The 23,764-nt window shown below is 69.7% G+C and carries 19 protein-coding genes and 1 tRNA gene; 7 read left to right on the forward strand and 13 right to left on the reverse strand.

The window, feature by feature from the left end; all coding sequences use genetic code 11:
* Window positions 1–80: 80 nt before the first annotated feature.
* From rho to argS, 6 genes are all read right to left on the reverse strand, one after another.
* A complete protein-coding gene (rho, locus tag ACWGIC_RS39035) occupies window positions 81–2,120 on the reverse strand; it encodes a transcription termination factor Rho (RefSeq protein ID WP_452080980.1) in 2,040 nt (679 codons plus the stop codon).
* Between the two features lie 406 nt (window positions 2,121–2,526).
* Window positions 2,527–3,417 (reverse strand): homoserine kinase, encoded by an 891-nt coding sequence (gene thrB / locus ACWGIC_RS39040; RefSeq protein ID WP_452080981.1) that lies wholly within the window; start codon window positions 3,415–3,417, stop codon window positions 2,527–2,529.
* Window positions 3,414–4,469 carry a threonine synthase gene (gene thrC, locus ACWGIC_RS39045; protein ID WP_452080982.1) on the reverse strand — a complete coding sequence of 352 codons (1,056 nt, stop codon included), beginning with the start codon at window positions 4,467–4,469 and terminating at the stop codon, window positions 3,414–3,416. The genes thrB and thrC overlap by 4 nt, the downstream gene beginning before the upstream one ends.
* Complete coding sequence (locus tag ACWGIC_RS39050; protein WP_452080997.1) at window positions 4,466–5,740, reverse strand: homoserine dehydrogenase; 1,275 nt, start codon at window positions 5,738–5,740, stop codon at window positions 4,466–4,468. The genes thrC and ACWGIC_RS39050 overlap by 4 nt, the downstream gene beginning before the upstream one ends.
* Window positions 5,741–5,818: 78 nt before the next feature.
* Entirely contained in the window at window positions 5,819–7,249 is a 1,431-nt protein-coding gene (lysA, locus tag ACWGIC_RS39055) for a diaminopimelate decarboxylase (protein WP_452080983.1), read from the reverse strand.
* Between the two features lie 3 nt (window positions 7,250–7,252).
* Entirely contained in the window at window positions 7,253–8,917 is a 1,665-nt protein-coding gene (gene argS, locus ACWGIC_RS39060; protein WP_452080984.1) for an arginine--tRNA ligase, read from the reverse strand.
* Window positions 8,918–9,120: 203 nt separating this feature from the next.
* Between argS and ACWGIC_RS39065 the strand changes: the two genes are divergently transcribed.
* Window positions 9,121–9,957: a DUF3105 domain-containing protein gene (locus tag ACWGIC_RS39065; RefSeq protein WP_452080985.1), complete on the forward strand. Its 837-nt coding sequence runs from the start codon at window positions 9,121–9,123 to the stop codon at window positions 9,955–9,957.
* Window positions 9,958–10,088: 131 nt separating this feature from the next.
* Window positions 10,089–10,736, forward strand: a complete 648-nt coding sequence (locus tag ACWGIC_RS39070; protein WP_452080998.1) for a DUF305 domain-containing protein — start codon at window positions 10,089–10,091, stop codon at window positions 10,734–10,736.
* Window positions 10,737–10,779: 43 nt separating this feature from the next.
* On the opposite strand, the gene ACWGIC_RS39075 is transcribed toward ACWGIC_RS39070, so the two are convergent.
* The 3 genes from ACWGIC_RS39075 to ACWGIC_RS39085 all read right to left on the reverse strand — a co-directional run bounded on the left by ACWGIC_RS39075 (window position 10,780) and on the right by ACWGIC_RS39085 (window position 13,564).
* Window positions 10,780–11,376 carry a flavin reductase family protein gene (locus tag ACWGIC_RS39075; protein ID WP_452080986.1) on the reverse strand — a complete coding sequence of 199 codons (597 nt, stop codon included), beginning with the start codon at window positions 11,374–11,376 and terminating at the stop codon, window positions 10,780–10,782.
* Window positions 11,377–11,386: 10 nt separating this feature from the next.
* The gene (locus tag ACWGIC_RS39080; protein WP_452080987.1) at window positions 11,387–12,307 is read right to left on the reverse strand and encodes a cation diffusion facilitator family transporter; all 921 of its coding nucleotides are present in this window, start codon (window positions 12,305–12,307) and stop codon (window positions 11,387–11,389) included.
* A gap of 135 nt (window positions 12,308–12,442) precedes the next feature.
* Window positions 12,443–13,564, reverse strand: coding sequence for an alpha/beta fold hydrolase (locus ACWGIC_RS39085; protein ID WP_452080988.1), 1,122 nt, complete (start codon window positions 13,562–13,564; stop codon window positions 12,443–12,445).
* A 104-nt stretch (window positions 13,565–13,668) separates the two neighbouring features.
* Between ACWGIC_RS39085 and ACWGIC_RS39090 the strand changes: the two genes are divergently transcribed.
* Window positions 13,669–13,741: transfer RNA gene (locus ACWGIC_RS39090), tRNA-Arg, on the forward strand.
* 320 nt (window positions 13,742–14,061) lie between these two features.
* On the opposite strand, the gene ACWGIC_RS39095 is transcribed toward ACWGIC_RS39090, so the two are convergent.
* Window positions 14,062–14,553: a hypothetical protein gene (locus tag ACWGIC_RS39095; RefSeq protein ID WP_452080989.1), complete on the reverse strand. Its 492-nt coding sequence runs from the start codon at window positions 14,551–14,553 to the stop codon at window positions 14,062–14,064.
* 501 nt (window positions 14,554–15,054) lie between these two features.
* On the opposite strand from ACWGIC_RS39095, the gene ACWGIC_RS39100 reads away from it, so the two are divergent.
* Window positions 15,055–15,774 carry a hypothetical protein gene (locus ACWGIC_RS39100; RefSeq protein WP_452080990.1) on the forward strand — a complete coding sequence of 240 codons (720 nt, stop codon included), beginning with the start codon at window positions 15,055–15,057 and terminating at the stop codon, window positions 15,772–15,774.
* A 988-nt stretch (window positions 15,775–16,762) separates the two neighbouring features.
* On the opposite strand, the gene ACWGIC_RS39105 is transcribed toward ACWGIC_RS39100, so the two are convergent.
* Together ACWGIC_RS39105 and ACWGIC_RS39110 are read right to left on the reverse strand one after the other, a co-directional pair.
* Window positions 16,763–17,422 (reverse strand): response regulator transcription factor, encoded by a 660-nt coding sequence (locus tag ACWGIC_RS39105; protein ID WP_452080991.1) that lies wholly within the window; start codon window positions 17,420–17,422, stop codon window positions 16,763–16,765.
* On the reverse strand, window positions 17,419–18,525 hold the full coding sequence (locus ACWGIC_RS39110) for a sensor histidine kinase (RefSeq protein WP_452080992.1): 1,107 nt from the start codon (window positions 18,523–18,525) through the stop codon (window positions 17,419–17,421). Before ACWGIC_RS39110 ends, ACWGIC_RS39105 begins: the two co-directional genes overlap by 4 nt.
* Before the next feature lie 209 nt (window positions 18,526–18,734).
* Between ACWGIC_RS39110 and ACWGIC_RS39115 the strand changes: the two genes are divergently transcribed.
* Window positions 18,735–20,156, forward strand: a complete 1,422-nt coding sequence (locus tag ACWGIC_RS39115; protein ID WP_452080993.1) for an alpha/beta hydrolase family protein — start codon at window positions 18,735–18,737, stop codon at window positions 20,154–20,156.
* Window positions 20,157–20,173: 17 nt separating this feature from the next.
* On the opposite strand, the gene ACWGIC_RS39120 is transcribed toward ACWGIC_RS39115, so the two are convergent.
* Window positions 20,174–21,169, reverse strand: a complete 996-nt coding sequence (locus ACWGIC_RS39120; protein WP_452080994.1) for an NAD-dependent epimerase/dehydratase family protein — start codon at window positions 21,167–21,169, stop codon at window positions 20,174–20,176.
* Window positions 21,170–21,570: 401 nt separating this feature from the next.
* On the opposite strand from ACWGIC_RS39120, the gene ACWGIC_RS39125 reads away from it, so the two are divergent.
* On the forward strand, window positions 21,571–22,845 hold the full coding sequence (locus ACWGIC_RS39125) for a nucleotide disphospho-sugar-binding domain-containing protein (RefSeq protein WP_452080995.1): 1,275 nt from the start codon (window positions 21,571–21,573) through the stop codon (window positions 22,843–22,845).
* 66 nt (window positions 22,846–22,911) lie between these two features.
* The coding region (locus tag ACWGIC_RS39130; protein WP_452080996.1) for an NAD-dependent epimerase/dehydratase family protein at window positions 22,912–23,764 on the forward strand (853 nt) is incomplete at its 3' end.

The raw sequence follows: 23,764 nt of genomic DNA on the forward strand, positions 1-23,764 counted from the left end.
GAGCCCTTCACGGACCGCCACACAGCGAACGGCCCGCCCCCGAAGTGCCTGGGGGCGGGCCGTTCGCGTGAAGCGGGAACTCAGTCGTCGTCTCCGCCGCCGAGGGCGGTCTTCGAGACCTGCATCAGGAATTCGATGTTGGTCTTCGTCTTGCGGAGCCGGGAGATCAGCAGGTCGATGGCCTGCTGCGAGTCCAGCGCGTGCAGCACGCGGTGCAGCTTGTGCGTGACCGCGAGCTCGTCCGGCGAGAGCAGCAGCTCTTCCTTGCGGGTGCCGGACGGGTTGACGTCGACCGCCGGGAACACGCGGCGCTCGGAGATCTTGCGGTCCAGCTTGAGCTCCGCGTTGCCGGTGCCCTTGAACTCCTCGAAGATCACCGTGTCCATCGTGGACCCGGTCTCCACCATCGCGGTCGCGAAGATGGTGAGCGAGCCGCCGTTCTCGATGTTGCGCGCGGCGCCGAGGAAACGCTTCGGCGGGTACAGCGCGGTCGAGTCGACACCACCGGACAGGATCCGGCCCGACGCGGGCGCGGCCAGGTTGTAGGCCCGGCCCAGACGGGTGATCGAGTCGAGCAGGACGACCACGTCGTGCCCCATTTCGACCAGGCGCTTGGCCCGTTCGATGGACAGCTCGGCGACCGAGGTGTGGTCGGACGGCGGGCGGTCGAAGGTGGAGGCGATGACCTCGCCCTTCACCGACCGCTGCATGTCGGTGACCTCTTCCGGACGCTCGTCGACCAGCACGACCATGAGGTGCGCCTCGGGGTTGTTGGTCGTGATCGCGTTCGCGATGTCCTGCATGATCGTGGTCTTGCCCGCCTTCGGCGGGGACACGATCAGCGCGCGCTGGCCCTTGCCGACCGGCATGATCAGGTCGATCACGCGGGTGGTGAGCTTGTGCGGCTCGGTCTCCAGCCGCAGGCGCTCGTTCGGGTACAGCGGCGTCAGCTTGGTGAAGTCGGGACGGCGCTTGGCCTCGTCCGGCTCCAGCCCGTTGATCGAGTCGACGCGCACCAGCGGGTTGAACTTCTGCCGCTGCTGCTCGCCCTCGCGCGGCTGGCGCACGACGCCGGTGATCGCGTCGCCGCGGCGCAGGCCGAACTTGCGGACCAGCGACAGCGACACGTACACGTCGTTCGGCCCGGCCAGGTAGCCCGAGGTGCGCACGAACGCGTAGTTGTCGAGCACGTCCAGGATGCCGGCGACCGGCAGCAGGACGTCGTCCTCGCGGATCTCGGTGTCCGGCGCGCCGCCCTCGGCGCGGCCGCCCCCGCTGCCCCGGCGGCGGCGGTCGCGGAAGCGGCGCCCGCGGCGGCCGCCTTCCTCGTCGTCGTCCTGCGGGCCGTTGTTCCGGTTGTCCCGGTTGTCCTGCTGGTTCCGCTGCCGGTTGTCCTGGCGGCTGTCCTGCCCGCCGCGGTTGTCCCGGTTGTCCTGGCCGCCGCGGTTGTCGCGGTTGCCGTCCCGGTTGTCGCGGTTGTCGCGGTTGTCGCGGCCGGAGCCTTCGCGGTTGTCGCGGTTGTTGTCGCGATTGCCGCCCTGGCGGTCGCCGCGCTGGTCGCGCTGGCCGTCGCCCCGGTTCGCGCCGCCGCGGCGGCGGCGGTTGCGGCCGCCCTCCTCGGACTGGCCGTCGGACTGGCCCTCGGAACGGTCGTGCCGCTCCGGGCGCTCCTGCGCGGCGGGCTTCTCGGCCTGAGCGGTCTCCGCCTTCGGAGCCTCGGCCTTGGGAGCCTCCGCCTGCGCCGGCTCGGTCTTCGGCTCCGTCTGGGGAGCCTCGGACTTCGGCGCGTCGGCCTTGGCCGCGTCGGCCTTGGCCCGGCGGGAGGGCTTCTCGGCCTTCTCCGCCTTGACCGGCTCGCCGACGCCGTCGAGCGGCAGCGTCTCGGCGGCGGCGCGCTTCTTGCTCTTGCCCTGGCGCTCGCGGATCGCGGCGATCAGGTCCCCCTTGCGCATGCCGGTGGTCTCGCCCACACCCAGTTCGCCCGCCAATTGGCGGAGCTCGGCGATGACCATTCCGGACAGGCCCCCGGTGCGGCGCTTCGGAGCGGCCGCGGCCCCATTGGTCTCAGCGGCCGCGGCGGGGGTCTCCACGTCGCCGCTCAACAGATCGGTGTTGCTCACACATGTCCTTCCTGACCGATCCACGTTCCAGGTGGATCAGCGGACTGCCGCCGGTAGCGAGACGGCTTCTGCCTCCGATGCGGACGGCTCGCGCCCAGCCGTGCGAGACACAGCGAAGCGCCGCCAGCACAGGGTGTTTGCCCCCTCCGGACGGAGAAAGCGGAATTCGGCACCGCCGGAACCGGAAACCCGCCTGCGTCCCTCCGCCTCCCGCGTGCCGGGCGGTGCGGAATGGGCGGATCGACGAAGGATGCGGACCGGAGCCGCCGCTAAGGGCGAACAGGCCCGGCATCGGGTGCGGAAACGCACGGTGATCGAACGCCCCCGAGGGTAGACCGCGCCCTGTCCGGGTGCAACAACCACCCCCCGCGTGGCGCACGCTGCCGCCCAGCCTGTGACCAGGTCGTCACCTGGCCACAACCTGCACGCCGTCGCGGTCCACCGGCAATTCGGCGACGTCGAACCCGGCGACGTCCACGCTCGCCGGGAGTATTCCCGTCAGCGTGAGAGCGAGCACAGTCGGACCGGCCCCGGAGATGGTGGCGGGCACGCCTTGGGCACGCAGCGTGCGCACGAGTTCGGTGCTCGCCGGGTACGCCTCGGCGCGGTAGTCCTGGTGCAACCGGTCCTCGGTGGCGGCCAGCAGCAGTTCGGGCCGCTCGGTGACGGCCAGCACGGCGAGCGCCGCCCGTCCCGCGCTGTGCGCCGCGTCGGCGTGCGGCACCTGGGACGGCAGCAGGCCGCGGGTCGTGTTGGTGGAGGATTTCTCCGCTGGCACGGCGACCACCGGCCGGATCGCCGGGTTCGGCTCCACCCGTTCGGCGCGGAACCGGCCGTCCTCGGACCACGCCACCACGAGCCCGCCGAACAGGCTCGCCGCCGCGTTGTCCGCGTGACCCTCGAACTCGGCTGCGAGCTGGAGCGCGTCGGAGTCGAGCGGACGCTCCGCCAGCGCGTAGCCCAGCGCCACGCCGGTCACCACCGCGGCGGCCGACGACCCGAGTCCGCGCGCGTGCGGAATGCTGTTGTGGCAACGAAGATGCAGACCGGGCGGCCGGACGTCCAGGTGTTCGCAAGCCCGCCGGAGCGCGCGGACCACCAGATGGGATTCGTCGGTCGGGACGTCTTCGACCCCGCCGGCGCCCGCGTCGAGCACCTCGATTTTCAGGCCGCCCTCGGTGACCTGCAGTTCGACCACGTCGTAGCGGGCCAGTGCGAGGCCGAGCGCGTCGAAGCCCGGGCCGAGGTTCGCCGTCGACGCCGGGACCGTCGCGCGGAACCCGGGCAGCGCCGTCATCGCAGGTCCAGTGCCGCCGCGACAGCCGTCGGGTCGACCGCGAGCGGTTCCACCTCGACGTTGCCCTCCAGCGCCGTGGCCGGGTCCTTCAGGCCGTGCCCGGTGACCGTGCAGACCACCTTCGCGCCCTTCGGCAGCCGCCCGTCCGCCGCGGTGGCCAGCAGGCCCGCCACACTCGTCGCGGAAGCGGGCTCCACGAACACGCCCTCGCGGCGGGCAAGCAGCCGGTACGCCTCAAGGATCTTCTCGTCGGTGATCGCCTCGAACAGGCCGTTCGACTCGGCGCGCGCGTGCACCGCGCCGTCCCACGAGGCAGGGCTGCCGATGCGGATCGCGGTCGCGATGGTGTCCGGGTCGGAGACCGGTTCGCCGTGCACCAGCGGCGCGGCGCCGGCGGCCTGGAAACCGAACATCCGCGGGGTGTTCTTGACCACACCGTCCGCCGCGTACTCCGAATAGCCCTTCCAGTACGCGGTGATGTTGCCCGCGTTGCCCACCGGGAGGCAGTGCACGTCCGGGGCCTGGCCGAGCACGTCGCAGATCTCGAACGCCGCGGTCTTCTGCCCGGCGATGCGCACCGGGTTGACCGAGTTGACCAGGGTGACCGGATAGTCCGCCGCGGTCTTGCGGGCGAGTTCGAGGCAATCGTCGAAGTTGCCGTCGACCTGCAGGATGCGCGCGCCGTGCAGCACCGCCTGGGCGAGTTTGCCCATCGCGATCTTGCCTTGGGGCACCAGCACCGCGCAGGTGAGCCCGGCCCGCGCGGCGTACGCGGCGGCCGAGGCCGAGGTGTTGCCGGTCGACGCGCAGATCACCGCTTTGAGGCCGCTGGCCAGCGCGTGCGTGATCGCCACGGTCATCCCGCGGTCCTTGAACGAGCCGGTCGGGTTCGCGCCCTCGACCTTCAGGTACACCTCGGCGCCGGTCAGTTCCGACAGGTGCGCGGCGGGCAGCAGCGGGGTGTTGCCCTCGCCGAGCGTGACCACGTGCGCCCTGTCAGGGACCGGGATCCGGTCTCGGTACGCCTCGATAATTCCCGGCCACGCACTCACTGGTCTTCGCCTTCCACCCGCATCACGCTGACAACCTCGTGCACCACATCGAGTTTCGCGATTTCGTCCACAGTGGACTGCAAAGCCGCGTCGGGCGCAAGATGAGTCACCACGACGAGGCTCGCGGTGTCGTTCGCGTCGCGCTGGCGCACCGCGGCGATGCTCACGCCGTGCGCGGCGAACGCTTGCGCCACCTGGGCGAGCACACCGGCGCGGTCCGCGACGTCCAGGCTCACGTGGTAGCGCGTCGGCGTCTGGCCCATCGGCCGCACCGGCAGCGCGGCGTGCGCCGATTCGCGCGGGCCGCGGCCGCCGAGCACCTGGTTGCGGGCCACCGCGACGAGGTCGCCGAGCACCGCGCTGGCGGTCGGCGCGCCACCGGCGCCCTGGCCGTAGAACATCAGCTCGCCGGCGGCGTCCGCTTCGACGTAGACCGCGTTGAACGCGCCGCCGACGCCAGCCAGCTGGTGGCTGCGCGGAATCATCACCGGATGCACGCGGGCGGACACCGATTCCGCACCGTCGTCCGCGGTCACCCGTTCGCAAATCGCCAACAGCTTCACCGTGCGGCCAAGCGTGCGCGCGGCAGCCAGGTCGGACGCCGTGACGTCGGCGATGCCTTCGCGGTGCACGTCTTTCGCGGTGACCCGGGAGTGGAACGCCAGCGAGGCGAGGATCGCGGCCTTCGACGCGGCGTCGTAGCCGTCGACGTCCGCGGTCGGGTCCGCTTCCGCGTAGCCGAGCCGGCTCGCTTCGTCGAGCGTTTCGGCGTAGCCCGCGCCGGTGGCGTCCATCGCGGAGAGGATGTAGTTGGTGGTGCCGTTGACGATCCCCATCACGCGGGTGATCCGGTCCCCCGCCAGCGATTCGCGCAGCGGGCGCAGCAGCGGGATGGCCCCGGCGACGGCGGCCTCGAAGTACAGGTCCGCACCGCTGGCGTCGGCCGCCTCGAACAGCTCGGCCGAATGCTCGGCGAGCAGCGCTTTGTTGGCGGTGACCACGGATTTGCCCGCGTTCAGCGCGGCGAGCAGCCAGCTGCGCACCGGGTCGATCCCGCCGACCAGCTCGACCACGACGTCGACGTCGTCGCGGGCCACGAGCGCCGCGGCGTCGTCGGTCAGCAGTTCGGTCGGCAGTTCCGGGTGCTTGTCCGGACGCCGGACCGCGATGCCGACCAGTTCCACCGGCGCGCCCGCGCGGGCGGCCAGTTCACTGGCCTCTTCGGTGAGCAGCCGGGCGACCTCGCTGCCGACCGTGCCGCAGCCGAGCATCGCGACCCGGATGGGTGACCGGTCCGTGGGAGACGGGCTTTTCGGAGACAGGCTTTTCGGAGACACAGTGGACACTTCTCAAACCTCCAGGCGCAGCATGTCGTCCGTCGTCTCCCTGCGCAGCAGCAGCCGGGCGGAGCCGTTGCGCACGGCGACCACCGCCGGTCGCGGCAGCCGGTTGTAACCACTGGCCATCGCGTAGCAGTAGGCGCCGGTCGCCGCGACGGCCAGCAGGTCGCCGGGAGCCAGCGTGTCTGGCAGCCAGCAGTCTCGGACGACGATGTCGCCGGACTCACAGTGTTTTCCCACCACGCGAGACAAAGCCGGGGTCACCGGCTCCTCTCCGTCAGCCGCGGACCGCGAAACCACCCGGCAGTCGTACACCGCGTCGTAGAGCGCCGTGCGGATGTTGTCGCTCATCCCGCCATCGACGCTGACGTAGCGGCGGGCGGTCTCGTCGCCGAGCGAGACGTCCTTGATCGTGCCGACCTCGTACAGGGTGAACGTGCCCGGACCGGCGATCGCCCGGCCGGGTTCGCCCGCGATGCGCGGCACCGGCAGTTCGGCGTACGCGCATTCCTTGCGGACGATCTCGCGGATCTGCGTGATCATCTGCGACGGCGGCGGCGGGTTGTCCTTTTCGGTGTAGGCGATGCCGAAACCGCCGCCGAGGTCGACGACGTTCATCTGCTCCAGCAGGTCCCGGCCGTGCTCCTTGGCCAGGTCCGCGAGCAGCCCGACGACGCGGCGCGCGGCCACCTCGAAACCGTCGGCGTCGAAGATCTGCGAACCGATGTGGCTGTGCAGGCCGATCAGTTTCAGCGACGGCGCGTTCAGCACCCGGCGGACCGCTTCGGCGGCATCGCCGGAAGCCAGCGAGAAACCGAACTTCTGGTCCTCGTGCGCGGTCGCGATGAACTCGTGAGTGTGCGCCTCGACGCCGACCGTCACCCGGACGAGCACCTTCTGCTCGATCCCGTGCGCGGCGGCGATTTCGGCGAGCCGGGCGATCTCGTAGTACGAGTCGACCACCACCGTGCCGACGCCGGCTTCGACGGCCGCGTCCAGTTCGGCGACGGATTTGTTGTTGCCGTGGAACGTGATCCGCTCCACCGGGAAGTTCGCGCGCTGCGCGACGGCCAGTTCGCCGCCGCTGCAGACGTCGAGGCTCAGTCCCTGTTCGGCCACCCAGCGGGCGACCTCGACGGACAGGAACGCCTTCGACGCGTAGTGCACGAGCGCCGGGTCGTCGAACGCCTCGGCGTAGTCGGCGCAGCGGGACTTGAAGTCCGCCTCGTCGACCACGAACAGCGGCGTGCCGTAGGTCTGCGCGAGGTCGCGCACGTCGACGCCGGCGATCCGGACGACGCCGTCCGCGGCGCGATAAACGTTGCGCGGCCACACTTTCGCGGGCAGCTGGTCGAGTTCGCCCGCACTCGCGGGCGGGAACCCGGAAGCGTCGGCATGGGGGTAGACGTCGGCGTGGCGGGGGCCCGCGGGGTGCGCCATGGTTTACATCCGTTCCGGAGCGGAGACACCGAGCAGCGACAAGCCGTTCGCCAGCACCTGGCGCGCGGCTTCGCACAGAGCGAGCCGGGCGTACGTGAGGGGAGTGGCCTCCTCGTCGCCCTGCGGGAGGACCCGGCCCACGGTGTAGAACTTGTGGTACGCGCCGGCCAGTTCCTCGAGATAGCGGGCCACGCGATGCGGTTCGCGCATCTCCGCCGCCCGCCGCACCACCGCCGGGAATTCGCCGATGGTGCGGATCAGGTCGCCTTCAGCAGGCAGGGTGAGCAGTCCGAAATCGACGTCGGCGCCGGACCCGTCGACCTTGAGGCCGAGGTCCGCCGCGCCGCGCCGCAGCGACGAAAGCCGCGCGTGCGCGTACTGCACGTAGTAGACCGGGTTGTCGTTGGAATGCTTGCGCAGCAAGTCCAAATCGATGTCCAAAGAGGAATCGACGGAATACCGGATCAGCTCGTAGCGGGCCGGGTCGACGCCGACCGCCTCGACGAGGTCCTCGAGCGTGATCACGGTGCCCGCGCGCTTGGACATCCGCACCGGCTTGCCGTCGCTGACCAGGTTCACCATCTGGCCGATCAGCACCTCGACGGTGGCCGGGTCGTCGCCGAACGCCGCGGCGGCGGCCTTGAGCCGCGCGATGTAGCCGTGGTGGTCCGCGCCGAGCATGTAGATGCACAGGTCGGCGCCGCGGTTGCGCTTGTCCTTGAAATAGGCGAGGTCGCCCGCGATGTAGGCCGGGTTGCCGTCCTTCTTGAGGACGACCCGGTCCTTGTCGTCGCCGTACTCGCTGGATTTGAGCCACCAGGCCCCGTCGGCGAGGTAGAGGTTGCCGGAGTCCTTCAGCTGCTGCACCGCCGCGTCGACCGCGCCGGACTCGTGCAGCGAGTTCTCGTGGAAGTAGACGTCGAAATCGGTGCCGAACTCGTGCAGGCTCTGCTTGATCTGGCTGAACATCAGCTCGATGCCGATCCGCCGGAACGTCTCGTGCCGCTCGTCCTCGGGCAGGCTCAGCACGCTCGGCTCGGCCTTGATCACCTCGGCCGCGATGTCGCTGATGTAGCTGCCCGCGTAGCCGTCCTCCGGCGCGGGCTCGCCCTTGGCCGCGGCGATCAGCGAACGCACGAAGCGGTCGATCTGCGCGCCGGCGTCGTTGAAGTAGTACTCCCGGGTGACCTCCGCGCCCTGCGCGCCGAGCACCCGGCCCAGCGCGTCGCCGACCGCCGCCCAGCGCGTGCCGCCGAGGTGGATCGGGCCGGTCGGGTTCGCGGACACGAACTCCAGGTTGATCCGGCGTCCGGCCAGCGCGTCGCCGCGGCCGTACTCCGCGCCCGCGGCCAGCACCTGGCGCACGACCTCGCCCTGCGCGTCGGCGGCGAGCCGGAAGTTGAGGAAGCCCGGACCGGCGACCTCGGCCGCCGCCACTCCGTCGGTGCCCGCGACGACCTCGGCGAGCGCCTCGGCGAACTCGCGCGGCTTCAGCCCGGCTTTCTTGGCCACCTGCAGCGCGAGGTTGGTCGCGTAGTCTCCGTGGTCCGGGTTGCGCGGGCGTTCGATGGTCACGGTCTCCGGCAGCACGGCGGCGTCGACGCCGCGGGCGGCGAGGACCTGCTCGGCGGAGCTGCGGACCAGATCGGCGAGAGCGGCGGGAGTCACTCGCCGAATTCTAGGTGCGCTCGCACCGCGCGCCTCCGGCGGTACAGGCTGGCGAGACGGCGGGCACACCGGAGGCGGATGTTCCGCTCTCCGGGGCGCCTCGCGGGTGTTCACGGTGATCGCACGCCCGGTCTCTACACTGGGCTACCGGCAGGGCTCCGTCCGGCTCCCTCCCCCGCTCTCACGAGGAGATCTCGGCAATCATGGCCAACGGGACCACCAAGAAGAAGGGCTCGTCCGCGTCCGCGGTGAAGGCGGCGAAGAACCGCTCGGTCGTCGCGGGCAAGCGCACGCCCTGGGGCACCATCATCGGCGTCGTCGTGGTGGTCGCCCTGCTGGCCGGCGTCATCGTCTACTACCTGCAGGCCTCCGCGCCCAAGCGCGACCAGGCCTCCCGGGACGAGGCCGCCGCCGCGTTCGCGCCGACCGCGAGCAACCCGGACCCGTCGAAGAAGATCCCGGGCGTGGTGACCAAGCAGTACGCCGGATCGGTGCACATCCTGCCCACCGAACGGGTGGCCTACGACCAGAGCCCGCCGTTCGGCGGCCCGCACGACGGCTACTGGGCCGCGTGCACCGGCATCGTGTACCCGACCGCGGTGCGGAACGAGAACATGGTGCACGCGCTCGAGCACGGCACGGTGTGGATCGCCTACAACCCCGACCAGGTCAAGGGCGACCAGATCCCGCTGCTCGAGGCTCGGGTCAAGGGCAAGCCTTACACGATGATGTCGCCCTACCCGGGCCTGGACAAGCCGATCTCGCTGCAGTCGTGGGGCCACCAGCTCAAGCTGGACAGCGCCGACGACCCGCGCATCGACCAGTTCATCGCCGCGCTGCGGACCAACCCGAACGGCGTGTACCCGGAGATCGGCGCCTCGTGCGACGCGCTCGGGAAGGGCATGTTCGACCCGGCCAACCCGCCGAAGTTCGACCCGAGCAAGCCGGGCAAGGACGCGAAGCCGATGGACTACAAGGGCAGCACCGGGGCACAGGGCGAGCAGGGCGGCATGCCGGGGACCCCGCCCGCCGGGCAGTGACCGTGGGCCGCTCCGAAGACCCCGCCGGGACGGGCGGCCCGGCCGACGCCGAGACCACCGAGGCCACTGGGGCCGCCGAGTTCGCCGAGGAGTCCGCTCCGGCGGAACGGACCGGCTGGTCCCGCTGGGTCGTGATCGGCGGGACGCTGATCGCCGTGCTGCTGGTCGGGGCCGCGATCGGCGTCTTCGCCACGCGGCTCACCGACGGCAGCGACGCGGTCCCCGCGACGCCTGGCGCGGGTTCGGTCGAGGTCGGGTTCGCCCAGGACATGTCGGTGCACCACCTGCAGGCGGTCACCATGGCCGGCTGGGCGCGCGACCATTCGGCCGACCCGGAGATCCGCCAGCTCGCGTTCGACATCGAGCGCACGCAGACCGAGCAGGTCGGGCGGATGAAGGGCTGGCTCATGCTGTGGGACCAGCCGGAGCAGGCGACCGGCGCGTACATGAAGTGGATGACCGAGCCGATGGGCCACGCGGGCATGCAGATGCCCACCAGCAGCCCGGCGGGCGGCGCGCCGATGCCGGGGATGGCCACCGAGGCGGAACTCGTGAAGCTGCGGACGCTGTCCGGCCCCGCGCTGGACGTCGACTTCCTGCAGTTGATGCTGCGCCATCACCAGGGCGGCGTCGCGATGGCCGAGTACGCGCAGGACCACACAGCCAATACCGCGGTGAAAGCGTTGTGCCGCAGCATGCTGGTTTCCCAAGGCGCGGAAATGGACCAGATGAAGGTCATGCTGAAAGCGCGGAACGCGCAGCCGCTGCCTGGCCCATGAAAAGCTCGTGAGTGTTTATGCCGGTTCTAACCGGCATAAACACTCACGAGCTTTTGTATTGCGGCCTCGCCAGTTCCTTGATGTCGCCCAGCGTCCCCCACTCGTCGCGCCCCAGCCTGGACAGCGGCCGCAGCCGGTCGATCATCGGGTGGTCGCCGTCGAGGACGTCTTCGTTGACCGCGAGGTGCACGACGCGGCCGAACACCACTGTCGAACGCCCGAAACCGACCGTGCTGTGCAGTTCGCATTCGAATGCCACCGGCGATTCCGCGACCCGCGGCGGGCGGACCTTCAGGCTCGGTTCGCGGGTCAGCCCGGCCTCGTCGAATTCGCTCAATTCCGGCGGGAAATCCGCACCGGTGGCGTTGATCTGCTCGAACAAGGGTTCCGGTGCGAGGTTGACTACGAATTGCCGGGTCGCCTCGACGTTGCGCAGGGTGTCTTTCCGCCCGACCGAGGTGAATTGCAGCACCGCGGGCGCGGCCGAGGCGACGGTGAAGAACGAATGCGGCGCGAGGTTGTCCACCCCGTCGCGCGAAATGCTCGACACCCAGGCGATGGGCCGCGGCACGACAGTGGCGGTCAGCAGCCGGTAGAACGCGTTCGGGGCCAGTTGTGCGGGGTCGAAGTCCTTGCGCATAGCCCCCGGTCTACCAGGACAGCTCCGTGCACCGGCGCGCGCATTGCGGTCCCTCGACCTGAAGCGTCGCGTGTTTGATCTCGTAGCGGGCCGACAGCAGGTCTTGCGCCTTGGTGAGCACCGCCGACTGTTCGGCCTCCGCGTTCACCGTCAAATGCGCGGAGGCGACCTCCATGCCCGAGGTCAGCGTCCAGACGTGCAGGTCGTGCACGTCCGCGACGCCCGGCAGCGCGGCGAGTTCGGTGCTGATCTTGTCGACGTCCACGCCGGCGGGCGCGTGCTGGAAGAGGATCCGCAGCGCACGGCGGGCGAGCGTCCAGGTGCGCGGCAGCACGAACAGCCCGATCGCGACACCGATGATCGGGTCGGCGTAGCGCCAGCCCGTGGTGAGCGTGATCGCGCCGCTGAGCAGCACGCCGACCGACCCGACGAGGTCGGCCAGCACTTCGAGATACGCGCCGCGGACGTTCAGGCTTTCCTTCGCCCCCGCGCGCAACACCAGGAACGACACGATGTTCGCGCCGAGACCGGCGGCCGCGGCGAGCAGCACCGGCAGGCCGGGCACCTCGGGCGGGTCGGCGATCCGCCCGATCGCCTCGACCGCCACATACCCGGCGACGCCGAACAGCAGCACCGCATTGGCAAGCGCGGCAAGGACTTCCGCCCGGTACATGCCGAACGTACGGCTGGCGGTCGGCCCGCTTCGGCGCGCGAGCACGATCGCGGCGAGCGCCATTCCGACGCCGAGCACGTCGGTGAACATGTGCGCGGCGTCGGAGATCAGCGCGAGCGAACCGGTGGCGAACCCCACCGCGAACTCCAGCACCATGAACCCCGCGCCGACCGAGAGGGCGATCAGCAAGGCGCGGACGTAGCGGCCGGACGCGCTGGCCGGAGCGGCGGTATGCCCGTGCCCGTGGCCGTGTCCCATCGCTCGCCTCCCAAGTCTTGGTGTCGAGAGGGAATATATAGTGACATGCGCATATGTGCAATACAGGGTAGCCTAACTTCACTCTAACGGCTGGCGACGGGTTTCCCCCAGCCCTGTTCCGCGAGGTGGGAAAGCTCAGCGCACAAGCCGGAAAAACCCGCGGATCTGCTCGACGAGCGACGCAGGCTGTTCCATCGCCGCGAAGTGCCCGCCTCGGGGCAGCCGCTCGAACCAGCGCAGATCGGTGTACTTCAGCTCCGCCTGCCGCCGCGACGGACGGACGATGTCGCGCGGGTAGACGGAGATGCCGGAGGGGGCCGTGACGAGATCGCCGAAGCTGCGGTAGCTCTCCCAGTACAGCCGCGCGGACGACGTCGCCGACGCGGTGAACCAGTACGCCGAGATCGCGTCGAGGAGCTGCTGCCGGGTGACCGCGTCCTCGGGGTGGCCGTTGTTGTCGGTCCAGGCCCAGAACTTCTCGGCGATCCAGGCCGCCTGGCCCGCCGGCGAGTCGGTGAGGCCGTAACCAAGCGTTTGCGGTCGCGTGCCCTGCTGGCCCGAATACCCCTGACCGGTGCGCCGGAACTCCGCCACCGCTTGCGCTCCCTCGCGCTCCTCGTCAGTCTCGTCCTCGAAGTGGCCCTGCGGCGCGGCCGCCATGTTGACGTGCACCCCCGCGACCCGTTCCCGCGCGACCTCGCCGAGCGCGCCCGACACCGCCGAACCCCAGTCGCCGCCCTGCGCGCCGTACCGGTCGTAGCCGAGCGAGACCATCAACTGGTCCCAAGCTTTCGCGATGCGCTCCACTCCCCAACCGGCCTTGCTCGGCTTGTCGCTCCAGCCGTACCCGGGCAACGAAGGCGCGACCACATGGAAGGCGTCCGCCGGGTCGCCGCCGTGCGCCCGCGGGTCGGTCAGCGGGCCGAGGACGTCGAGGAATTCCAGCACCGAACCCGGCCAGCCGTGCGTGATCACCAGCGGAAACGCGTCCGGCTCCGGCGAGCGGAGGTGTACGAAGTGAATCCCGAGACCGTCGATCTCCTGCTGGAACTGAGGGAAGACGTTGAGCCGGTCGGCGAACCCGAAGTCGTAGTCCTCGGCCCAGCTGCGGCACAGCTCCTGCGCGTAGGCGAGCGGCAGCCCCTGCGACCAGTCGCCGACGGTCTCCGCCTCCGGCCACCGGGTGCGCCGCAACCGCGCCCGCACGTCGTCGATGTCCTCAACAGCCACCCTGACCTGGAACGGCTCGGCGCGCACCGCCGCCTCCCTCCGTGTCGATGCTTCGACGCTACCGCGCTAAGCACCCTCTGTGCGCGGCCGGAAAGGGGCATGCGCTAGGCTCTGTTCAGTCGCGCAAGCGAGCCCTCGTAGCTCAGGGGATAGAGCACTGCCCTCCGGAGGCAGGTGTCGCAGGTTCGAATCCTGCCGAGGGCACATCTTCTTCACCACGCAAAACCGGCTCCTACCAACACGAACGCGGTAGGGGCCGATTTGCGTTCAGGCACCGCGGACCACGACCAGATACGGCGATCTACGGCCAGCTGCGTGCAATGCACATACACGGTCGCAACCGACGCGAGCCGAGCACCTTGATCGGCTGTCCGGCCCCACAACGCGACCAGCACCGGGTCGAACCCGTCACGATGGGGACGCCGCACTACTGCTCCCACATGCGCCGTGCCAACAGCGACTACGACTGGCTAAACCCGGCACCAATGCGCCCGGCTCGCCCATCCAGGTTTTAAAACCGCAGTTCACCGCAGGTTTTTCGCGCTCGACCAGTGTCGCGTCGCGTCGCAGCCCTGTACCGTGCTGGGCCCCCCGGCCGAGGCCGCCCAGATCATGGACGCCGCTGCGCGGCACCCTAACCTCGGTCCGCTGGTCTGGCTGGCCATGGTGACCGGCCCCCGCCGCAGCGAACTCTGCGCACTACGCTGGCGCCACTTCGACCCGGTCCACCGCGTCTTGGTCATCCGGGCCAGCATCGCCCAAGTCGGCACCACGAGGCGGGACTTGGTCAATGGGTTGGCGGCCTCGGAGCGCTCGCCGCTGCTCTTGTGGCGCTCGATATTGCCAGACGGGAGACGGTTCATAGAGATCGGGCGAATGCCCATCAGGACTTCGTGCATGCCACGTTCATTACGAGTCGCACTGAAGGAGGGCAGGTTCTCGTGATAAGCAACCGTGGCCCCGAGCCGGTAACCGATGTACTTGTAACGAGCTGGTACGAACGAGGAGAAGACCATGCGCGCCCTGCTCAAATGGCACCTATTCAGATCCTGATGCCCATGATGCCGCCGTACAACACAGTCTTCGAGACCAAACCGCACATGCGAAGTCTAGAGAATGAATTGGCCACGATGATTCAGCGGGGTGTGGTGTTTGAATACGCGTACACCGACATGCGAGGGAATCGGTGGTCGCGAGGGGGTGACGAGCTGCCCGTCTTGGTGAGGAGAGGCTAGCGCGGCGGCGCGTCTGGCAGGGCGACAGCCCCGGTGAGCCACCACTTGGCAGTATGCCGATCCCAGTGACGTCATCGACGACCTTTACTGCAGTTGAGGCGTGGTGGGCGGAACAGGCGCCTGACTGCCGAACGCATGTAGGTCCCTTCAGCCAGAGATACACGTTTGTTTGACAGACCCGGCCACCCGCACCGAGAACCGCCCGCTATCCGGCATGACAGGACGTTGGCAGGATGCGGACAGCAGCGCCGGAACCGCGTGCGAGAGTGCTAGCTTGCACTCGTGGAGCGACAGGGGCAGCAGCAGTGGTTTCCGGATTTTCCGGCCCAGCCCGGTTACCCGGTGCCTTCGCCGAAACGGCGTCGCACGGGGATGATCGCCGGGATCACCGTCGGCGTGCTGGTGGTGATCGCCGGTCTGGTGGCCGGGCTGCTGGTGTTCCTGAACAGCAAGGACGACAGCGCTGCCTCAATCTGGCCGATCAGCGAGAGCAGTACCTCCCGGACCCCGCAGATGCCCGACTGGAAGACGCTGGAGCTCGGGCTGGGCGTGTTCGTGGAGGTACCACCCTCCTGGCAGCCGGTCGATGGAACCTACATCCCGGACGTTCGAACCCGAGGCGCGCGGTACAAACCGGGCTACTGCGCAGCGAATCCGAAAGCCATCCTCGGCCAGCTGTACCTCGACCGGGCGCGTACCACCGATCCGGTGGCGGCCGCGGCGGACGCGTTGATGTATCGGGGAACGCGGGCTTTCCGCAGCGGCGGTCAGGTGTCTTCCGGCCCTGTCGGACGCCGCCCGGACGGCGGGGCGCAGGTGGAGGGCACGGTCACCCCGCACGGCAGGGGCGAATGCGACCCGCCGTCGACCACCTACCGGGTGGTCGCCTTGCCCACCGCGCAGGGGACGCTGCTGGTCGTGGTGTGGGGTGACCTGCAGATGCCGGACTCGCCTGCCGAAGAGGACCTCACCAGGATCGCGAACAGCGCGCGCCTCGGGTAACCGGGCTCCGCCTTCCCCTTCAAGAGAACGACTCAAAACGTTCACGCACACCCCGATGACCGTCCACAAGGGACACAAGGGAGGGAACCGCCCAACGTGCGCTTCGCGGCACGAGAGTACGTTCACTGCTCGTACGCAGTCACTAGTGTCTCAGGATTTCTGGACTCTGCTCGGATCTCCGTCGTAACAGCCGCCGAGCGTCGGCCCATCGCCGAACGGCTGGAGCTTCGGGCGCTGAAGCTATCGCCTCATGCCCGGCTTTCGGAAGACCAGTTTTCACTGCTGCCCCCTATGTTCGAGACTGGATTCTGCCAGCAAGCCCGAGTCTGCTGGTTCCAAGACAGCAGCCGACGACGCCCGCGACCAGCAAGCGAAGCCGCGGCGAGGGCGGTACAAGTACGAGTTTTCCGGCGGCTGCGGCCGTTACAGAACGGCAGTGTCGGCTGCCGTGAAGCCAGCGTCCTCCATCATCCAGACCAGGGCCCGTCTCACCACATGGCCAATCTCGTCGACGTCGAGACCGAGCGGGGCCGTTACAGCGGCGGACAGGTCGCGGACTCGCAGGAGCCGGCTCTTTCCGAAGACCGACAGGTCAATAAGTTCCGCAGTTGAGAAAACTTTCGCGTCGCCGACTGTGTACGGCATCTCGTTGGTGACGTGCAATTCTAGGCGAGGTGCTCCAGTCGGAGGAAGTTCTACTAAGGTCTCGCACGCGACTAGGGGCGATACCATCTTTCTGAGGCCTCGGCGAACCCGAGTGATGCTATAGTCGCTGGTAGAGGCCATAGTTAAGGCACTTAACGGCCCTCCGGAGGCAGGTGTCGCAGGTTCGAATCCTGCCGAGGGCACAGCAACAGCCGGTACTCAAAACCACCTTCCAGGTGTGAGTACCGGCTTTTTCATTGACCGGCCGAAGCGCCCTCCCCCACACCGGCGGCTTTCGGGGCTTCCCTTGAACAGCAAAGAAAACTGGCTCGCCGCGCACGCCTCAAGCCGGATGGATAAGGCGACTCTCGTAAGCGAAGATCACCGCCTGCACCCGGTCCCGAAGTTCGAGCTTCTGCAAGATCCGCCCCAGATGAGACTTCACCGTCGCCTCAGCCAGGTGCAGAGCGGCGGCGATCTCGGCGTTGGACCGCCCGGAGCCCACCTGGACGAGCACCTCCCGTTCACGATCGCTGAGCCGGCTCAGGCGCTCGTCGGGCGTGGTGGCGGTGTCGGGGAGATGCGGGCGGAATTTCTCCAGCAGGCGGCGGGTGATGCGCGGCGAGACCACGGCGTTGCCCGCGGCCACGGTGCGGATCGCGGTGAGCAGTTCTTCGGGTCTGGCGTTCTTCAGCAGGAAGCCCGACGCCCCGGCTTTGAGACCGGCGAAGGCGTATTCGTCCAGGTCGAAGGTGGTGAGGATCAGGACTCTGGTCTGCGGGCAGGTCCGGATGATCTGCCGGGTCGCCTCGATTCCGTCGGTACCTGGCATGCGGACATCCATCAGGACGAGGTCGGGGCGCAGTTCGGCGGCGAGGCGGACGGCGGCGGCGCCGTCTTCGGCCTCGCCGACGGGGGCTAGGTCCGGTTCGGCGTCGAGGATCATGCTGAAAGCCATGCGCAGCAACGCTTCGTCGTCGGCGATGAGGACGCGGATTGTCATGACGCCGGGTCGCCGTCGAGGAGCAGGCGGGTGTGCACTTCCCAGCCGCCGTTGGGAAGCGGGCCGGCGCGTAAAAAACCGCCGTAGGCGGCTGAGCGCTCGCGCATGCCGGTGATGCCGTGGCCGGCGGGTGTGGGGCGGGGAGAGGGCGGGCCGGTGTCGGTGACATTCACGGTGACAGCCTCGGGTGCGCATTCGATCTGGACGTGCGCGCGCGTGCCGGTGGGGGTGTGTTTGAGGGTGTTGGTCAAGGCTTCCTGCACGAGGCGGTAGACGGTCAGTTGCGCGGTGGCGGGGATGTGCGTGTGGCCGCCGTCGAGGTCGAGGGTGGTCGGGAGTCCGGCGGCGCACATCTGGGCGGTGAGGGTCTTGAGTTGCGCGATGCCGGGCAGGGGGTGGCGCGCCGCGTCCGGTTCGTCAGCGTGCAGGACGCCTAGGGAACGCCGCATGTCGGTCAGTGCTTGCCTGCCGGTGTCGGCGACTTGGCGCATGGCGGTGGTGGCTTTGTCCGGCGACCGCGGCTGGGCGTGGACGGCGGCGTCGGTGAGCGCGACCATGACGGACAGGTTGTGGGTGACGATGTCGTGCATCTCTCGGGTGATCCGGGTCCGCTCCTCGGCGACAGCTTGTTCCTGCACGGCTGCGAGGTAGGCGCGCGTGGTTCGGACGTTCACGCCTAGGACGGCCGCGGCGACGATCATCGCGGTGAGTGCGGCGAAGGGGGTCAGGAAAGCGCTGCCGGTGGTCCAGCGCAGGCACGCGAGGACGGCTCCGATCTCAAGGACGGTGCCAGCGATGAGAGTGACGCGCCTGTCCGAGTTCGCGGCCACGGTGTAGAGGGCCACCAGCAGTGCGATGTCCGCGGGCAGTTGAACGTCCACCAGCCACTGGACGAAGGCGGCGGCTGTCACGGCGGCGAATACCGCGAGCGGGGCACGGCGGCGCCACAGCAGCGGCAGTGCGAGGGCGGCGGTGAGGGTGGCGGCGACTGGAAGCTCGGCGGGGGCCCACACGGTCACGACGTTGAGCAGGAGGAGCGCGGGCAGCAGCGAATCCCACACCATCGGCGACAGCCGGGACGCCCAGCGCCGCTCTGTCTTCATCTGGCGATGGTAGGCGGCTGGTTCCGTCGGGCGCATGGGTCTGCCGATTGATAGCGGCGGGCCGGATTGCGACTGCGGGAGGAGCCTCGGTACCTCCTGTGGTCGTAGTCCGGCTGCTGGTCAGGAGGGTCGGTTGCGACTGGGGGCGGCAGGCGGATCGCGACTGCGGAGCGATGTGGACGTATGGGTCCGGCACCGAATATGGCCGGGTGAACGAGATCATTACGGGGTTGAACCTGTCCCCGCTGGAAGTACTGACGTTGCTTAGCGCGGTCGCGCTGGTGGTGGTGCGCTGGCTTCCCGCTGCCGCCCGCCCACGCGTCACTATCGGGGCGGGGGCGGTGTTCTTGCTGTCCGCGATTGCGGTGTGCGTGACGGGGGTCCGTTGGCAGGTGCTGCCGGTGCTGGCGGGTGGTGTCGTGGCGGCACCGTTCGCCTTCTTCCCGCTGGTGCGAAGCCGTACGTGGCGGGCGCGCTGGTGGTTGGCGTTGCCGGGATCGGTGGCCTGCGTGGGTCTGATCACCACGGGCCCGGTGACGGCGTGGGCGTTCCCCGCCCCTGGTTTCCCTGAGCCCACCGGCGGCTTCGCGGTCGGCACTCGCGTGTTGCAGTGGACCGATCCCGACCGGCCCGAGACATTCACCGCCGATCCGGGTGATCGGCGCACGGTGGTGGCCCAGCTCTGGTATCCCGCGCGGACGGGTCCGGCGGACGCACCGCGTGCGCAGTACCTCGGACGCACGGAGGACGAAGCACGCACCGTCTCCGAAGCGCTCGCGAGCGGAGTCGGCCTGCCGGGTTTCCTGCTCGACGGTGTTCCGCGTGCCCGCACCCACGCGGTTCCCGACGCCCCGGTGGCCGGCGAGGGAGGGCGGTTCCCTGTCGTGCTGTTCTCGCCGGGGTCCAGCGGGGTACGCACCCAGAACACCGCGCTGGCAGAAGAACTCGCCAGCCACGGCTACGTGGTCGCCGCGCTCGACCACCTTTACGACTCGGCCGCCGTCGTACTCGCCGACGGCCGGACGATCACCACTGCGACCGTCTCCACCGGCGACCGGAACGAGGACGACAAGCTGGCCGACGGCTGGACGGCGATCCGGGCCGCCGACCTCGGCTTCGCGCTGACCCGGCTGGAAGGTCTCGACCGCGGCGGCGACCCGCTGACCGGACGCCTGGACACCGGCCGGGTCGCTGCGGCCGGGCATTCCATGGGTGGCGCGGCCGCATTGCAGGCGGCCAGGCGCGATCATCGGATCAACGCAGTCGTCGATCTCGACGGCTACCCTCGCGGTCCCCTGTCACCCGCTCTCGATCAGCCGACGCTCGCGCTCACTCAGGCCATCACGCCGGGAGCCGATCCGCGCTATCTGCCTCAGCTCACTGAAGTGCTCACGCGCGGCACGGCGACGAACTACCGGCTCACCATCCCCGGTGCCGCGCATCTCACCTTCACCGACGGGCCTCTGTACCTGCCACCGGTGCCGTCGATCGTCGGCTCGCTGGGCCGCGCGGAGAGCCCGCGCGTCGTCGCTGGTGCGACTCGCGCATTCCTGGATTCCGTGCTGCGCAACAGGTCCAGTGATCCGGCGGGCGCGCTGTCAAGCTACGGCGAACTCACCGTATTCCACTGACCTGCTTGCCGAGGTCCTCAGGGCAGCGTCGCCTCGCGGCCGCCGGCGCAGAAGTCGACTGTGCGGCGCAGTCCTTCGTCAAGGGAAACCGCTGGACGCCACCCGGCTGCCTCCCGAAAAGCCGAAGCATCGATGGTGAGGCTCCGGAAATCGGCGGCCTTGGCGTAATCCGGCGGCGGCACCGAAACCACCTTCACCGGCGGTCGTCCGGTGCGCTGCGCGACCAGATCGGCCACCCGCCGGAACACCGCGCCGAGTGGTTCGCCGCGGCCGGTGCCCACGACCCAGCGGCGTCCGGCCAGTCGCGGGAGGTTGCGGGTCGCGGCGGCGAGGCCGACTGCGGCGTCTTCGACGTAGAGCAGGTCTCTCCGTACTGTGCCGTCGTGCCACATCGTCAGTGGCTCGTCGGCGAGTGCGCGGCGGACCATGGTCGAGACCACGCCCTTGTCGCGGGCGCAGGACTGTGCGCTGTAGCCGTACGTCGCGGGCAACCGCACCGAGGTCGCGCGCAGCACGCCTTCCGCGTCGGCGGCCAGCAGTATTTGTTCCGCAGCCAGCTTTTGCCTGCTGTATTCGTCGTTCGGCCGGTCGGGTTCGGTGCCGTCGACGGTTTCCGCCGACAGCGGGCCGGCTTGGGAAATCGCGCCGGTGAACACCACGCCCATCCGATCGCCGCGAGTCCGCGTGCGCGCCGCGGCGACCAGCTCGCGGGCCAGTCCGACGTTGACCCGCTCGGCGGCGCTGTCCCCCTCGTCGATCCGCCAGGTCGACGAACCGGTGATGTGGGCGACAGTGTGGACCACGACCGCGCAATCGCCGACCGCTTCGGCCAGCGCTCCCGGCTCCGTCAGATCGAGCGGGCACACCTCGACGTCGGCGACCGCGTCGGCGGGAACCGTCGCGGGACGCCGGGAAACCGCGCGAATCCGGATCGGTTTCCCGGCCAGCCGGCGCAATAACGCCGAGCCGACGAAGCCGGTGGCGCCGAGCAGAACGACTTCAGTGCGGCGCATTGATCTCGGCTTCCTGACTCCGGAGGGAAAGAAATGAGGTGGCGGCTTCTGCGATAATTTCTCCGAACACGTGGCCCGCCCGTCGCTCGCGTCCTTGCGGAAAGCTCGCCCGCCGGGGTCAGCGTAATGGCGTTCAATTGCGTCTTCGACGTGCTCGAATAGACGCGGCACCATGTTTTTCGGGCCCGGGACTCAAGTGGCCCCGGCGGCGGCAGCCCGGGTCCGGAAAACGGCACCGGGCTGGCCGGGCAGCTTCCCTGCGGGGAAACGGCGCGCCAACTGGGGAAATGCCGAACAGTGCTTTGCGGCCTGCCCTCGCCGCGACGGCGGGAGCGGCGCGTTCCCGGTGCGGCGCCGACCGCCGAGAACCGTGAAACCAGCGGCAATCAGGGGAGCGTGCGATGCGGATTCTGTTCACGGTGTCGAATTGGCCTGGGCACTACATGTGCCTGGTCCCGTTGGCCTGGGCCTTCCGGGCGGCCGGGCACGACGTCCGGGTCGCCTGCCCGCCGCAGCAGGTGCAGTCGATCGCGGCCGCGGGACTGATGCCGGTGTCGGTGCTGGACGCGCCCGATTCGATGGCGGCCGCGCGGCTGGCGGTCTGGGTCCGGGTGATCAACACCCCGCCGCAGAGCGGCGAAACCCCGCTGCCGCTGCACCCGTTCACCGGCGAGACGCTGGGCTCGGTGCGCGACTTCGACCCCGGCGACCTCGGCGACTTCTGGAAGAACGCCGTCACCGCGGTGCTCCGCAGCTACGACAACACCGTCGACTACGCCGCCTCCTGGCGGCCCGACCTGGTCGTGCACGACCTCATGGCACTGGAAGGCGCGCTGGTCGGCGAGCTGAACGAAGTGCCGAGCGTCTACTACGGACCGGGTTTCATCGGCACCGTCGAAACCGATCCGGACCTCAACCTGCTGGCCGGGGATCCCGTGCTGTGCTTCGCGAAGTACGGGGTGGATTGGTCGCGGCACAAGATCAAGTACGCGGTGGACCCCTCGCCCAGCGCGGCCGTCCCGCCGTTGGGCGACGCGCTGCGCATCCCTGTCCGGTACCACCAGTACAACGGTTCCCAGGACGTGGATCCGTGGCTGCTGGGCCCGGTCCGGGGCAAGCGCATCTGCGTGGTGTGGGGCAATTCGGCGACCGGAGTGTTCGGCAAGCAGGTGCCCGCGCTGCGGCACGCGATCGAATCCGCCTCGCAGCACGCCGCCGAAGTGGTGCTCACCGCCGCCGTGTCCGAAGTGGACGAACTCGGGACGCTGCCGTCGAACGTGCGGGTGCTGCGCAACTGCCCGCTGGAGCTGATCCTGCCGAGCTGCAACCTGCTCATCCACCACGGCAGCGCCAACACGCTGATGAACGGCATCGCGATGGGCGTGCCGCAGATTTCCCTGTCCCTGAACTACGACGGGCTGCTGTACGGCCGGCGTCTGGACCCGCTCGGCGCGACGAAAACGCTGCCCGGGCTGACGGTCACGCGAGAGGCGATCGACCAGGCGATCGGCGAGGTGCTGTTCAACCGCAACTACCGGCGCAACGCCGCCGAGCTGAGCCAGCAGGTCGGCTCCGAGCCGTCGGCCGCGCAGGTCGCGGACCTGCTCGCCAAGCTGGCCCGCACCGGCGAGCTGACCCAGGACGACGTGGCCGCGCTGCGGACCGGCGACCGGTAGACCAGCCGCCGCACGGTCCGGCCGGCGTCCCGCCGGCCGGAACCGGAAGCTACTCAGGAGGCACGCGTGAGCGACGGTCGCGTCGTCGTGTTCGGCGGCACGGGGTTCCTCGGCCGCCAGATCTGCCAGAACTTCGCCGCCGCCGGACGCGAGGTGCTCGTGCTGGGGCGGACCGCGCCGCGGGCGGCGTCGGGCTGCCGGTTCCGGACCGTCGACGTCGCCAGGACGCCGACCCGAGACCTCGCCGCGCTGCTGGCCGCCGAACGCCCGGCGGCGATCGTCAACGCCACCGGCAGCAAATGGGGCCTGACCGGGCAAGATCTGGTGGACAGCTGTGTCGGGGCGTCGCGGAACATCATGGCGGCGCTCGCGGAGAGCGGGGTGCGGCCCCGGTACATCCACCTCGGTTCGGTGCTGGAGTACGGCTATCTCGCCCCGCCGCCGGTCGGGCCGGACAGCGCGTACGGCCAGCTCAAGCTCGCGGCGACGGAAACCGTGCTGGCGGCGGGCGCGGCCGGGACCATCGACGCGGCCGTGCTGCGGCTGGCCAACGTCGTGGGCCCGGGCGCGGCGGCGCAAAGCCTGCCTGGCCTGGTCGCGGGCAGGCTCGCGGACGCGGAGCGGCGCGGGGAATCCGCGTTGATCGAGGTGACCGCGCTGAACGCGCACCGGGACTACGTCGACGTCCGGGATGTCGCCGACGCCGTGGTGGCCGCGGCCCGGGTTCCGGTGCTGCGCGAACCGGTGGCGATCGGCCGCGGCGAGACGGTGCCGGTGCGCGAGCTGGTCGCCATGCTGATCGAGGTGAGCGGAGTGCCAGCGAAGCTGTCGGAGCTGCCCTCCCCCGATCTTTCCGCGGAGTCGGAGGTGTCGACCCGGGTCGACACCGGGCCGGCGCGCGAACTGCTCGGCTGGACCC

This window comes from Amycolatopsis sp. NPDC054798, assembly GCF_053611505.1.

Bases quoted from the DNA above. Each gene is read 5' to 3' on its own strand.
- ACWGIC_RS39075 (WP_452080986.1), bottom strand. From the start codon at position 11,376: ATGCGCAAGGACTTCGACCCCGCACAACTGGCCCCGAACGCGTTCTAC.
- ACWGIC_RS39125 (WP_452080995.1), top strand. From the start codon at position 21,571: ATGCGGATTCTGTTCACGGTGTCGAATTGGCCTGGGCACTACATGTGC.
- ACWGIC_RS39050 (WP_452080997.1), bottom strand. From the start codon at position 5,740: ATGCTCGGCTGCGGCACGGTCGGCAGCGAGGTCGCCCGGCTGCTCACC.
- ACWGIC_RS39110 (WP_452080992.1), bottom strand. From the start codon at position 18,525: ATGAAGACAGAGCGGCGCTGGGCGTCCCGGCTGTCGCCGATGGTGTGG.
- ACWGIC_RS39120 (WP_452080994.1), bottom strand. From the start codon at position 21,169: ATGCGCCGCACTGAAGTCGTTCTGCTCGGCGCCACCGGCTTCGTCGGC.
- ACWGIC_RS39065 (WP_452080985.1), top strand. From the start codon at position 9,121: ATGGCCAACGGGACCACCAAGAAGAAGGGCTCGTCCGCGTCCGCGGTG.
- ACWGIC_RS39095 (WP_452080989.1), bottom strand. From the start codon at position 14,553: ATGGTCTTCTCCTCGTTCGTACCAGCTCGTTACAAGTACATCGGTTAC.
- lysA (WP_452080983.1), bottom strand. From the start codon at position 7,249: ATGGCGCACCCCGCGGGCCCCCGCCACGCCGACGTCTACCCCCATGCC.
- ACWGIC_RS39080 (WP_452080987.1), bottom strand. From the start codon at position 12,307: ATGGGACACGGCCACGGGCACGGGCATACCGCCGCTCCGGCCAGCGCG.
- ACWGIC_RS39105 (WP_452080991.1), bottom strand. From the start codon at position 17,422: ATGACAATCCGCGTCCTCATCGCCGACGACGAAGCGTTGCTGCGCATG.
- thrB (WP_452080981.1), bottom strand. From the start codon at position 3,417: ATGACGGCGCTGCCCGGGTTCCGCGCGACGGTCCCGGCGTCGACGGCG.